We start from the raw sequence: 13,110 nt of genomic DNA, 5'->3' as shown, positions 1-13,110 counted from the left end.
GACATTTTCATGAGAATAAATAAAAATAAGTCTTATTTTCATAAACATACAAAGCGAATTGCGATTTTGCTTGTGGTGTTAGTAACAGGTGGTTCGGCATGTGCAGCGCTACTAAAATTTGGTAAAAAAAGTGCGGCAATAACACCGCCTGTGGATACACGTCCCCATGTTGTAGCCCAACCACTCAATATTGTCGATTATCAAACAACGCTTTCTTTATCCGGTGTATTACAACCTGCCGAAAAAACGGATGTCGCTTTTGAACTTGGTGGCAAAATAGCGTGGCTAAACATGAAGTTTATTGAAGGTGGCATTGTCAAAAAAGGTGAAGTATTAGCAACACTTGACACTTTTGACTATGAAACAGAAGTAAAAGACAAACAAGCGGGCGTCGCATTAGCCCAAGCGCAGCTCTCAGAAGAGCTAGCCAAAGCAGAGGTAGCAAAGAAAGAGTGGGCTCATATTCCCAATACCACAGCGCTGGCCCTTAGGAAACCTCAAGTTGCCAGTGCAAAGGCACACCTTAAAGCCGCTCAAGCCAGCCTAGACAAAGCAGAGCAAAACCTTTTCAGAACAAAATACTACGCGCCCTATGATGCACTGATACTCAGCCGTAACACAGGCCTAGGTCAGGTGGTTTCTAAAGGTCAGGGTTTAGGGCAGCTGGCCAACTTAAGTTATGGTGAAGTTCAGGTCCCTGTCGCCGGTTTTGACCGTCCATTTTTACCTAAACTTCCCGCTAAAAACGTAAAAATAAGCGCCGAGAATATTACACGATTGGGCACTTTAACACGGCATATAGGGCGCTTTAGTGAGCGTACTCGCATGGCCTACTATGTTATTCAAATTGACGACCCTTATGCACTTAACAATGATAAATCGCCTCTTTATTTTGGCCAGTTTTTAGAAGCCAATGTAACTGGGATCACACTGAAAAATGTACTAAAAACCCCCCAAGCACAGCTAAAAGATAACGCGGTGTGGTTATTATCTTCAAATAACAAACTGGTCAAATATACAACAGAAACCATTCGAAAAGAACAAGACTTTGTTTTGTTAGAAGCACCAAAATTAGATAACTATCAAATGGTTACTCAACTCCCTGAATATCCGCAAAGTGGTATGCAAGTCAAATTACAAACTGGGCACCTGCAACTTGCAGAGAAAGGAGATAGGCAATGAATCAGCGACAAGGTCTGATAAGTTATTTTGTAAATCACCCTGTTGCAGCTAACTTAATGTTGTTGTTGATTGTGTGTATGGGACTGCTCAGTTACAACAGTATTCAGCGCCAAACCTTTCCTTTGTCTGAGAGTAATAAAGTGACTGTCAGAGCAATACAGCTTGGGGCATCTGCAAAAGAGATCGAAGAGAATATCCTACTTAAAATTGAACAGGCACTTAAACCCCAAGTTGGTGTAAAACGCATCATTAGCACCGCTTCCCCTTCACGTGGTCGAGTTGAAATTCAATTGCACAATGGTGAAGACATGGCATCGCGACTAGACGAGATAAAACTCAAGCTAGACAGCATTGCCACATTTCCTTCAAATATGGACCCCTTGCTTGTATATGAAAATGTTCAGCGCCAAAGAGCATTTAGCATCGTCGTCTCAGGACTTGAAAACCCAGTTGCACTCAAACAACTCGGCGATGAAATGAAAGATGAACTACTGCAACTTAAAGGGATCTCTTATGTTGATTTGTCAGCAATGCCCGACTACGAAGTTGCCATTGAAATCTTACCTAACAAGCTTAGAGAGTATAATTTAACGCTTGCGCAAGTTGTTTCGGCACTGCATGCACAATCAGACAACCTCTCAGCAGGTCAAATAAAAACAGCCAGCGGTAATATCTATTTAAGGTTAGAGCAGCGCCAGTATTTCGGTGCAGGTTTGGCCGAAGTGCCGATACTGACAGGTATATTAGGCGAAAAAGTGCACCTTAAAGACATTGCCAATATTAAAGATGGTTTTAAAGAGTCACTCAATCAGGGCCGATTTAATGGCAAACGCGCACTGTACATAATGGTGTTAGCTTCCAAAGAGCAATCATTAACTCATGTCGTTGATACTGTTAAACCATATATTGAGCGCAAGCGCCAAACACTGCCTGATGAAATAGACATTTATGAATTTGTTGATGTGACATATTACCTCGATGGTCGCTTAAATATGATGCTCACTAATTTAGCTCAAGGTGCCATTCTGGTGTTTATTGTGTTGGCGGTTTTTTTGCGCACACGTTTAGCTTTGTGGGTCATGGTGGGTTTACCTGTCGCCATGCTCGGTGCATTTTGGCTGATGCCATTTTTGGGGATCACCATTAACTTAGTATCACTCTTCGCGTTTATTATGGTGCTTGGGATTGTTGTGGACGATGCTATTGTCATAGGTGAAAGCGTCTGTGATCAAATAGAACACCACGGACATTCAAATACACAAGTAATACTCGGAGCCCAAAAAGTCGCGATGCCTGCCACGTTCGGTGTACTGACTACCATCGCAGTTTTTATGCCTTTTATGCTCAGTACAGGTCCTAACTCAGGCCAATTTATTGCCATTGCCGGTGTATGCATTTTGTGTTTGTTCTTCAGTTTGATTGAATCCAAACTGATTTTGCCAGCGCATTTGGCCGCAACCCCGATACCTACACTGCCTGACAACCACTGGCGAGTGCGCTTTAACAACAAATTCCAGCAAGCTTTGCACAATCGCTACGTACCGCTGCTAACAAGTAGTATCAATCACCGCTATGCGGTGATTATTGGGTTTGTTTGCTTGTTTGTCTTTGCTATAAGTTTATTAATTAGCGGTCAGGTGCGTTTCACAGCAGTCCCAAAAGTTCCTCACGACTACCCATCGATTAATATCCAAATGAATCACAATGTTTCAGAAGCACAAACGCTCGCCGCAGTCGCGCAAATAGAAGATGTAATTCAACGTGTTGAGAGCAATATCAAAGCTGAAACAGGAAAAGGCATGGTCGAGGCCATGTATACACGTGTCGATCACCTCACCGAAGCTGAAGTAGTCACTCCGCTTATTCCTGAAGCCGACCGCCCTTTTGATACTTTTGAATTGGCTAGACGCTGGCGTGAACAACTACCTAATATTCCAGGGGTGAAAAAACTCACGATCGAATCAGACGTCATTGATATCGCAGAAAAAGGCGACCTTCAGTATCAGCTATTTGCCCATGACATTGCTACTTTACAACTCGCAAGTAAGGATTTCATCGACAGAGTGAATGAAATCCAGGGAGTTCATAGCGTCTTCTCTTCTTTAGATAGCGCACAAACCGAATATCAGGTAAAGCTAAAGCCACTTGCTCATCAGCTGCAACTCACAGCGAGGGACGTCACACAACAAGTATCCGCTCGATTTTACGGTATTGAGATGCAACGTGTGATGCGTGATGGACAAGAAGTTGTATTCATGGTCAAAGGGTTGGAACAAAATCGCGAACGTATAAGTGCTTTGGAACGCACCGTAATAAGCCTTAAAAACGGTGAACAGGTCTTCTTTGGAGATGTTGCTGAAACAGTGGAAGTGCCAGGGATTTCCGTTATCACCCGAGAACAAGGTCATCAAGTGGTCACCATCAGTGCTAATGTTGACCAACAGCAAACTGCGATAAAACAAGTTTCTGATGTAATCGAAGAGCAAATACTGCCCGAGTTAAATGTCAAATACCCTGAGTTAATGACACAGTTGGGAGGCGACTTATTAGCACAGCGCAAGGAGCAAAGCCAAGTGGTCAGCTTTGCTATCGTAGGGCTACTAGTTGTCTACCTTTTATTAGCGTTACCACTACAAAGTTATGTACAACCTGTCATCGTCATGTCTGTGATCCCATTTTCTTTGGTCGGTGCTCTATGGGGCCACTATTTCTTGGGATACAGTGTAAGCATGATGTCTATTTTTGGGATAGTTGCAGCAGCCGGTGTTGTGATCAATGACTCGCTTGTTATGACAGATGTGATAAACAAAAACAGAGAGAACGGCTTGGACATGAAAGAAGCCGTCATCCGTGCTGGCGTATCACGTTTTAGGGCTATCTTATTGACCTCGTTGACCACCTTTCTAGGGTTAGTGCCTATTATGTTTGAATCTAGCCTACAGGCACAATTTGTTATCCCTACCGCGATTTCGCTAAGCTTCTCAGTCGTGTTTGCGACCATAGTTACACTGGTCTTGGTGCCCTGTTTATATGTTGTGATAGAAGATATCAAACGACTATTTACCATACTAAAACGCAGTTTGGCTACGCAACAGGCATAAAAAAATGCCTTGGCAGGGAGACTGACCAAGGCATTGCTTTTTGAGACTTATCAGTTCACATCAATTAGAACTGATAAGACGTCGAAACTAAGATTTTACGAGGCTCGCCCGGCTGTACCCACATCTGAGTATACGAATTCGTATAGTGTGTACGATCAAATGCATTGTGCACTTGTGCTTTTACTGCCCAGTTGTCGCTCAAATCATATTGTGCAAAGAAGTTTGCAGTCACATAAGATGGTAAGTAGAAGTCTGAACCACGTTGACCAAGTCTTTCATCTACATATTGTAAACCCCCGCCCACTGTCAGTGCATTACCACCAACCTCATAGTACTGGCTCAGCTGTAGACTTGCAGAGTGCTCTGGAATATTGAGCAGATCGTCACCCTTTTTAATTGCTGCAAAAATACCTGTATCTACATAGTCTTCTTCAACTTGTGCATCTAACAACATGTAAGAGAATCGAATTTCAATATCGGCAGGTAATTGACCAGCAATGTCTAGCTCATAACCCGCGCTACTTGCTTCACCAATGGCAAGATGGCTGCCTAGATTCTTGATGTCCGCGACAATGATGTTCTTCTGTTCACTGTCAAAATAAGCAAACGTAATGTCTAAGTTATTGTCAAGTAAAGACCATTTACTACCAAACTCTATCGATTCCGTTTCGTTTGGATCAAAAGCACTACCTTGGGCGTTGGCACCAAAGTTTAGTCGGTAACCTTCGCCATAGGTCGAGTATAAAGACCAATTGTCCGCCACTTGGAATACCACGCCGAGCTGCGGGCTAAAGCGGTTTTCAGACTGCTCAGTGTTACGGCCTTTTACCTTGTCTTCTAAAGTTTGCTTTAATGAGTCAAAGCGACCACCTATACGGACCGAAAGCGCATCAGTTAATGCCATTTGGTTCTGAATATACAAACCAGTTGCCCATTGATTTTGCTGACGAACAATCGCAGGAACGCGTGTTCCAGGTGTAAACTGACCATATACAGGCTTGTGCACATTTATCGCATACATTTCTGCGTCTGTTGGATTTAACTGCAACGGCTTACCACGCGCGACAAGATAAGAACGATCATATTCAAACCTGTCGTAATCCACACCCACAATAATATTGTGCGTGATAGCACCTGTTTCTATTTCACCAGCGAGTTCAAAACGTACAACGTATTGATCAGTGTCATAATGACGCTCACGGTGCTGACGCGCCAGAGTTTGGCCATCTAGATAAAACTTTTGAAATTGAGGCGCTATTTCAGCATCGCTTGAAAAGCTATCAAGCTCAGTTTGTCGATACGCAGCGGCGGTGCTAAGCGTCCATGTTTCATTAAGGTCGTAATCCCACTTTAGCTGATGACCAAGTACACTTGTGGTCGTTGGCCCATCTCCAGGCTCCCCTAAGAAACGTTCAATTGGCATAAAATCAAAGTTACCGCCAAGTGCGATAATGCCACGATCAAACGGGATCTCATGCTCAGCGTATTCTAATTCATAAGAAATACTAGAACGTTCGCTTTGTTCAAATAATAGCGAAGCCATAAACCCTTGTTTTTGCGTTTCTATGGTGTCTCGGAAACTATCTTCTTCTTGATAGAATCCAATAAAGCGACCCGCAACATCATCGGCAAATACTGCATTTACATCGGCTTCTAAGCGACGGTGAGCGCGACTACCCGCGGTCAATGCAATCGAACTTGCAGAGTCAAATGTCGGTTTTTTTGTCACCAAGTTAATTGAACCACCCGGCTCGCCACGACCATATAAAGCAGCCTTTGGTCCTTTTAATACTTCGACACGCTCGATACCTGATACATCGCGCGGCCCTGAAAACCCTCGTCCAGCATTAAAACCATTGACTAGGTAGCCACTGGGTACATTCTCATCGCCAAAAAAGCCACGTATTGCATAGCTATCCCAAAGCCCGCCCAAACTGTTTTGACGGCTAACTGATGCTGACATGTCTAGAACATCTGTCAGGTCAGTTAATCCGGTATTTTCAATGAGCTGTGAGTCGAACTCGAAAGTAGATTCAGGTGATTGCAAGTGTGTGAACTCACCACGATAAGCTTGGCGTTCACCCGTGACTTCTATTTTTTCAATACCGTTGTCGGCGTGAGCAGAGAAAATGGCAGCAAGTGACAGAGAAAGTACGCTTAAACGACAAGCATAGTTTAGGGGTTTCATTACAAATCCTTTATTTGATATGTTATAACGTTTTTGGGTACTTTAGCATGTGTCAATGCGAGTGTTAAGGATTATCGTTTAAGTATTTGTTGCAAAGTATTTTTCTGTATTTACCGAACTGACTGACAGTTACCTAACCTGCTTCCAGCTTCTAGAACGCTGTAATAAAGCGTAATGTTTTTTTCTACCTTTCTTGCTCTAACTTGTAAATACAGCTTTCTTTTGAGTAGAGATAGCTGTCTCTAAGCAACAAACCGTCAAACTGAAGGAGCAAGAAAATGTCACATGTCATACCCAAAAAAACCAGTGATCGAGGCCTAAGCTTGTCGTCCACTGCACAACCCCCATCTTCGCTAGGCAGGGAAACCTTAGACCAATACAGAGAGAGCCAAATGCGTGAGCCTCGGTGGGATCACGTCAATATTGGCGTTAGCAAAGCAGATTTAGATAACAACTTTGAGTTTTTAAACGGTGCGGTATTAAACCGCAGTGCTGATGAGCAACTGCTGCTAACCACCACAGGGCTATTTGGCCCAATTAGAACAGGTACTTTGGTTCACCTAGATCCAGATGCAGATAACCTCGTTGTACAAAGCGATTGTGCACCACTTAATCCAGAAGCAGATTTGGTTACACGCTTAAACCGACTGCATGACGAAGCAACACACAACCCTCCTGGTAATAAACATGCGCTCAGCGTATCTGGGTTTTGGACATCAGCGACAGATGGTGGTGGGATCCCAGGTTTAGATGGCGCATCCAATGTATTTGGTAGTACGGGTCAGCTAATCTGCGACACCGAACACCTTGAGTTTCCAGTACTCACATACGGCGGTGATGCAAAATCTCAACAAGAGTATTTACAAACGCTTGCCTACTACGGTGGCACTTTGTTAAGACCTAAAGAAGAATTTGCCTTAGGGTTTATTCAAGATTTGTGGGGGATCCAATATGACCAAAAGCTCCCGCAATACGTCACCGACTATCAATTTGGCGTGCATAAAGGCGGAGGCCTATTCGTAGAACACCACCCATTTCCACATATTTGGCTGCCAGCGACTGGCTCTGATCCCGTTTTTCATAGATCCACAAAGTCGCGAATATTGCTGGGTAGACGAAGAGATATAGACCACGAAGATGGTTACTATCGTACGGTTAAAACACAGCATTTCCATTTTACGCTATTTGAAGTGCCAAATGATGGTAGTGCACTCGCCATCAGACCTCAGTGTATTCATAACGACAGCTTTACCGATGGAGCCCAAACGGTATTCTTAGCAAATACTCCAGCCAACACTGTCGCAATAAGGCAAAGTGCGCCTTTAACAGACATGACGTTTGATAGATATACGACCATGGATATGTACAAATAAAGATATAGTAAGGCGCAAAGGAAAGCCTTTGCGCTATTTCAGTATTGCCAAAGTACGTAAGCTTAATTTAGATAAAATCCGAAATACGCATTAAAGCCTACTTATTTTAGAGTTTTATGTTGTGAAGATTGGTGGGTTTTTTCCAATAGCAAAATAACTTGCTTTTTCAAGACACTCCTCACTCGAGGCAAGCTCAATAGTAAGTAATACAGTAACAATAACTAAATAGATTGGTTTGATTAAACGCATTTTCATCTCCTTATTAAAAGTCAAAAAGGCATAACTCAGCACCTTTGAATACAGTAAAAACAAGACTGCACAAGCCCGCCATTCATCACTTGATGGCAGCCTGATTTATTTATGAATTCAGCAAAAAAATACAAAATAAAATTAATAAACAAAGATTTAACTTTTATTGAGCCGCTTTGAATACACTTTATCTGTACTCGACAGGCTAGTTAAAATACGTTGACCATTTTCTGACGTACAAGCCTATTGGAGTAGAAGTTTTTTGCCACAAAAATGGAGTCTTACTATGGCATGAGCAGCTTTACTCTTGGGATTATGATTATGCTTGGCGTACTGCGGCTGATTGCGAAAGAATGTATGGCGGTAAAGCGACAATGAGAAATATCAGGCACAACTGAGTTTTTGTGAAGTAAAAACATAACCTTACCATCGCATTACTCATTCAAATGAGACACTAGCAGTGGCGCAAAATAAGTGGGGATACTACGTTCTTTTGCCCATGTTATTTCACCAAAGAGCTCAAACTCTTTGGTGAAAAGTTACTAGTTTATTTACTGGTTATGGAAATATTGGCACTCTAGAGCCACAGTTTGTTAGGCGAGTATTTCTCGGGTAAGAATCACCGGAAATTTTATTTAAACGATTAAATACCCTCTAAGCATATGATCCGTAACTACTAATATAAAAATCAGTAATATTCCCATTATATTTATACTTGAATGCGCAATAGATGTGATCGCTTCTAGGCCCGGTGAGCGGCTATCGCGACATTACTTACAATGAGCTACATCAGATATACACCCAATACCACAGTTATGACTTGCATCAGCAAATTTCCAAACAAGCCTTGTTATTTTTAATCTGGAACTCTCTAATCACTTGAGCGTCATTAAAATTATTATCTGCGGTTTGAGTGATCTGATGAATACGACTTGTACCATTAATGTTCTTGCTATGGTAACTGATATACGATCTTGCCATTGTGCCACTTGAACCATTATTGTCGTAGTACTTCCAAGTTACATACCCTTTGTGTACTTTAAACGCTGTGATACGACTTTGCAGGGCCATAAAATCTTTAAGTATAGTTTTGATTAATAAATGGTCGTTTTTCCGGAGCACTGTCCAAGCCTCTTAGCATGGCTCTTATATACCTGATTTGGATAAGGAAGGTATTGTTCGACAATAGTATCTACATGCAGATTTTGCTTCAAATAATCAATAGAGCGTTGAAGTTTTTTCACAATAACATCATCGATATTTTTATTCATTGCTAAATAATTTCCTTTTAAAGATCTGTGCTCTAGAACAAAGACAGGTTCTACATCTGAAAAAGTTAACCCTGCTTTTTTTAGTTGGGCTCCCAACGTAACAGAAGAACCTATGATTAAGTCCAGCTTTCCTTTTTTAAACAGCTCCATTTCTTGATGCTTTTCAGCAAATGTTAAGTAGTGTATTCCCTCTTTTAGCTGTAAGTCATCAAACACTAATTGATAGATGTCAAGGCGCATTAAACCAATCGTAAAATGCTTAAGATCGTCAGTTGAATGGATAATCAAATCTTTGTTTTCTTTAAGCTTATAGAAGCAGGTAACACTGTAAACAAGAGGGCCAACCCACTTAAACTTATCTTCTCTGGCCGGGGTGCGCGAGGTAGAGAACAAGCCTGAGTTTTTATTTAATTTTGTATTTTTCATGGCTCTTGCCCAAGGCAACAGTACTAATTCACAGTCAATACCAGAAACCCTACATGCTTCCATCACAACTTCGGTATTTATTCCTTTTATTTCATTTTGTTGCGAAAAGTTGTAAGGGGGGAATTCTTCTGTATAGAGTGTTATTTTTTCACCGCTGCTAGGTGCGCAAGGCAGCGAAAAATAAAACAAGATCATCATCAAATAATATTTCATGCTTTCTCAATTATTCTAAATCCAAAAGTAGCTCAGTATTCGTTACTACTTTATACAAAGTATCTTTTTAAGTAAGTCTAGTACATGTTATTGGCTAGCGGTTAGTTGCTAGGGGCTAACCCCATCAACGTGATTGCTAGTTCGTTGAAAATACCTCATTTCAGATAATAAGCACGACGCGCGTGGGATCGCCTTTAAGAGAAAGCCAGCGACTGAAAGTAGTACGCTCTTATAGCCACAGAAACGAGCACTACTGCTATGCGATATCGGCAGTTGGCGAGGGCTGAAAAATCCAAATTTCTGCATTATGAAGTAGGTTGCTCTGTCTCTTACATCGCTAAAAAGTAAATTGTCATTGCGCCACCGCCTTATTGAGAGTAATTGTCCTGATTCAGCACACGTGGGAACCGGAAGCAAACCCAGTCGGACTAAAGATATATCGCCACAAAAATGGTGTCTTACTATGGCATGAGCAGTTTTACTCTTGGGATTATGATTATGCTTGGCGAACTGCCGCAGATTGCGAAAGAATGTATGGCGGCAAAGCGACGATGAGAAATATCAGGCGCAACTGAGTTTTGGTGAAGTAAAAGCGTTGCTTTGACATCGCATTACTCTTTCAAATAAGAAGCTAGCAGTACTGCAATTAAGTGGAAATACTGCGGTTTTTTTACGAATTTCACTGAGAGTAACCTTTTACTTAAGCCGTTACTCTCTTACATCACTTTTCTATTCGTTATTTCCTTGCAATGATAACGTGCTTTGCAATGTATTTTGTGGTCCAACTTTTGCCGCGCCGCCAATCAAATACAGAGTATTATTCAGTGTCACAGAGCCATGGCCATGCCGTGCTTGTGGCATATCGGGTAACGTCTCCCACTTGTCTGTATCTGGGTCATAGCGCCAAGCATGTTTAAACGCTTTTCCCAATTTCCACTGGTGGTTAGGGCCAAACACTTCTCCACCTGTCACAATCACTTTGCCATCAAGTACACTGGCTGAAAGCCCCGCCGAAGCCACAGGTAGCGGGCTTATTGTGGTCCATGTATCCATTTTTGTATCATAGACTTCCGCATGGTTTAAGTTTTTGCTGCCTTCACTCGCGGAACGCCCGCCAAACACATAAATTTTGTCACCAACCACAGCACTTGCTGCGGAATTTCGTTTAATCGAAGCAGGCTTTGCTTTGCGCCAATAAGCATTGTTGACCAGAACATAGTGGGCGTTTGAGTCGACATTTTTGCCTGTTTCGGAAGAGATTGTTTTGCCGCCAATAACGTGAATATACTTTCCGACGTTGGCATACACAGATTCTGCCAGAGGGATTGGTAAAGTGGGCCCAGAACGCCAAGCTTGAAATTTACCATCCAACCTGAACACAGACTTTTTGATTTGCCACGCGTTGCTTTTAGGCCCGGCGTAGCCACCAATACCATAGACATAGTGTCGATTACTAACCATGCCCAAATGATGACGCGGCTCGGGCAACGATGGGGCTTTTTGCCATTGACCCGTTGGTGGATTCAAAATATATACATCTTTGGTTGGCCCAAGTCCAAAAAATGACGGTGACTGAGACGGAGTAAATCCTCCTCCTGTGATTATCCGCTCTTTAAATACAGCCGGATAAACTTCTTGAAATGCAACGGGTAAGCTGGGGGCTTGCTGCCAATAATTAACGCTGTTTTCAACTGCTTTAGTACTTGACCAAACACTGCCCGAAGCTAAACCACTTAGCACTATACAGCTTTGTACCACTAAATTGACTTTCGCAGATAAACAACGCATTGGCACTCCTTAATTTTGGACTAAAAATTTATACCGACGATATGGATTGCGGGATCAATATACACGCTCGCTTATCATCAATTTTCGACTATTGATAAATAACACATCCATTACAATAGTAGATAGAAATGCGCCAAACCGCTGTAAATTCAGTTAAACACCAAATCATTATGGCCATGAATATTCAAAAGATGTTGCTCTGATGGCAGCCTAATTACAGCGAATGAAGCTCATAGTAACTTAGCAACTAGCTCCCTACTCCCTTAAAAAATAAATGTACCACTTAGTCTTTTTAGATTATCCCTAACAATTGGCAAGGCCGCTAAAATCAGTCAATAAAATTGATTAATCTAGTCATTACTTTCTGCTCATAAATTTATTAATTAAAATTCAATAGCCTGACTCCTTCATCTTTACATGGGTGTTACACATACATACTATACTGCGAGTTTAAATCTACTATATCTAGTATGAGGGAAATTATGGATGTTTTAGACACCGTCATCTATTCCGGTATGTGGGGCGCAATTTTACTTGCGCTTGTGCAAGCTGTGAACAAGCCCAAACAGCCACAAACAACTTACCTCATCGCGCTATTATTCTTGCTGCTTATACATGTTAGCGGAGAACTCGTTATTTATACTGGAGCATATCAGTACTTCCCTGCTTTAGTAGGCATGCAAATGCCAGTCCGTATCCTGCTCGGTCCCGCGTTGTTTTTTTATGCCTGTGCAACTATGTCACCAAACCTGTCTATTTCCAAGAAAAGCTATGCTCTGGCCATGATTGGGCCCGTGGTTGCGATACTTGTGATGCTGCCATTTGCAATCGGATTCACATCAGCAGAAAAGCTCGCTTTGGCAGATCCCGCGACTCGTAATCCAGAGCATTTTAAAGTCGCCTTGTACACTTGTGTCGCAAATATGCTGGTATTTATGGTGTTCAATGCCTTTTATTTCATCAAAGCACTGCAAGTTCACGCCAGACATCGTCAGCAATTAATGGAGCGCTTTGCAGAAATACAATCCAGATCACTGGACTGGTTTAGGATCATGTTGATGCTGTGGGGAATTGTTTGGCTTTGCTACTCACTCTCTTACGTTCCAACCTTAACCGGTTGGAAGCTACCATGGTTGAAGCTTCTGCCGTTTTTTGAGGCCGTCGTTTTACTCGCTTTTGCGCAGTTGGCACTCAATCAACCTATTTTAACTAAAGAAGATAAAGGAGAACCCGTGTCTGCACAAACCAGAAGTGCAACTTTAAGCCTAGATAAAATGGATGCAATATCAGACGAACTGAAAAATATTATGAGGGAAAAA

The 13,110-nt window shown here is 42.1% G+C and carries 9 protein-coding genes; 4 read left to right on the top strand and 5 right to left on the bottom strand.

The window, feature by feature from the left end:
- Positions 1-9: 9 nt before the first annotated feature.
- Together MHN81_RS08825 and MHN81_RS08820 are read left to right on the top strand one after the other, a co-directional pair.
- Entirely contained in the window at positions 10-1,182 is a 1,173-nt protein-coding gene (locus MHN81_RS08825) for an efflux RND transporter periplasmic adaptor subunit (RefSeq protein WP_023401993.1), read from the top strand.
- Positions 1,179-4,283, top strand: coding sequence for an efflux RND transporter permease subunit (locus MHN81_RS08820; protein ID WP_023401992.1), 3,105 nt, complete (start codon positions 1,179-1,181; stop codon positions 4,281-4,283). Before MHN81_RS08825 ends, MHN81_RS08820 begins: the two co-directional genes overlap by 4 nt.
- A gap of 64 nt (positions 4,284-4,347) precedes the next feature.
- On the opposite strand, the gene MHN81_RS08815 is transcribed toward MHN81_RS08820, so the two are convergent.
- Complete coding sequence (locus MHN81_RS08815) at positions 4,348-6,471, bottom strand: TonB-dependent siderophore receptor (protein ID WP_239425552.1); 2,124 nt, start codon at positions 6,469-6,471, stop codon at positions 4,348-4,350.
- A 278-nt stretch (positions 6,472-6,749) separates the two neighbouring features.
- Between MHN81_RS08815 and MHN81_RS08810 the strand changes: the two genes are divergently transcribed.
- The gene (locus tag MHN81_RS08810; RefSeq protein WP_023401990.1) at positions 6,750-7,844 is read left to right on the top strand and encodes a hypothetical protein; all 1,095 of its coding nucleotides are present in this window, start codon (positions 6,750-6,752) and stop codon (positions 7,842-7,844) included.
- Between the two features lie 114 nt (positions 7,845-7,958).
- On the opposite strand, the gene MHN81_RS28070 is transcribed toward MHN81_RS08810, so the two are convergent.
- From MHN81_RS28070 to MHN81_RS08795, 4 genes are all read right to left on the bottom strand, one after another.
- Positions 7,959-8,093: a hypothetical protein gene (locus tag MHN81_RS28070; RefSeq protein WP_275446969.1), complete on the bottom strand. Its 135-nt coding sequence runs from the start codon at positions 8,091-8,093 to the stop codon at positions 7,959-7,961.
- Positions 8,094-8,918: 825 nt separating this feature from the next.
- Complete coding sequence (locus MHN81_RS08805; protein ID WP_155250827.1) at positions 8,919-9,164, bottom strand: hypothetical protein; 246 nt, start codon at positions 9,162-9,164, stop codon at positions 8,919-8,921.
- Between the two features lie 23 nt (positions 9,165-9,187).
- Positions 9,188-10,003, bottom strand: a complete 816-nt coding sequence (locus tag MHN81_RS08800) for an ABC transporter substrate-binding protein (protein ID WP_239425551.1) — start codon at positions 10,001-10,003, stop codon at positions 9,188-9,190.
- Between the two features lie 729 nt (positions 10,004-10,732).
- Positions 10,733-11,791 (bottom strand): kelch repeat-containing protein, encoded by a 1,059-nt coding sequence (locus MHN81_RS08795; protein ID WP_023401986.1) that lies wholly within the window; start codon positions 11,789-11,791, stop codon positions 10,733-10,735.
- A gap of 482 nt (positions 11,792-12,273) precedes the next feature.
- On the opposite strand from MHN81_RS08795, the gene MHN81_RS08790 reads away from it, so the two are divergent.
- Positions 12,274-13,110, top strand: an 837-nt coding sequence (locus tag MHN81_RS08790; protein ID WP_239425550.1) for an AraC family transcriptional regulator, incomplete at its 3' end; no start/stop codon positions are given.

This window comes from Pseudoalteromonas sp. Of7M-16, assembly GCF_022347805.1.
In the GTDB taxonomy this organism is placed as follows: Bacteria; Pseudomonadota; Gammaproteobacteria; order Enterobacterales; family Alteromonadaceae; genus Pseudoalteromonas; species Pseudoalteromonas luteoviolacea_F.
The sequence above is the reverse complement of the archived record's forward strand: the minus strand, read 5'-3'. Positions and strand labels throughout refer to the sequence as shown.

Bases quoted from the DNA above. Each gene is read 5' to 3' on its own strand.
- MHN81_RS08825 (WP_023401993.1), top strand. From the start codon at position 10: ATGAGAATAAATAAAAATAAGTCTTATTTTCATAAACATACAAAGCGA.
- MHN81_RS08820 (WP_023401992.1), top strand. From the start codon at position 1,179: ATGAATCAGCGACAAGGTCTGATAAGTTATTTTGTAAATCACCCTGTT.
- MHN81_RS08815 (WP_239425552.1), bottom strand. From the start codon at position 6,471: ATGAAACCCCTAAACTATGCTTGTCGTTTAAGCGTACTTTCTCTGTCA.
- MHN81_RS08810 (WP_023401990.1), top strand. From the start codon at position 6,750: ATGTCACATGTCATACCCAAAAAAACCAGTGATCGAGGCCTAAGCTTG.
- MHN81_RS28070 (WP_275446969.1), bottom strand. From the start codon at position 8,093: ATGCGTTTAATCAAACCAATCTATTTAGTTATTGTTACTGTATTACTT.
- MHN81_RS08805 (WP_155250827.1), bottom strand. From the start codon at position 9,164: ATGGCCCTGCAAAGTCGTATCACAGCGTTTAAAGTACACAAAGGGTAT.
- MHN81_RS08800 (WP_239425551.1), bottom strand. From the start codon at position 10,003: ATGAAATATTATTTGATGATGATCTTGTTTTATTTTTCGCTGCCTTGC.
- MHN81_RS08795 (WP_023401986.1), bottom strand. From the start codon at position 11,791: ATGCGTTGTTTATCTGCGAAAGTCAATTTAGTGGTACAAAGCTGTATA.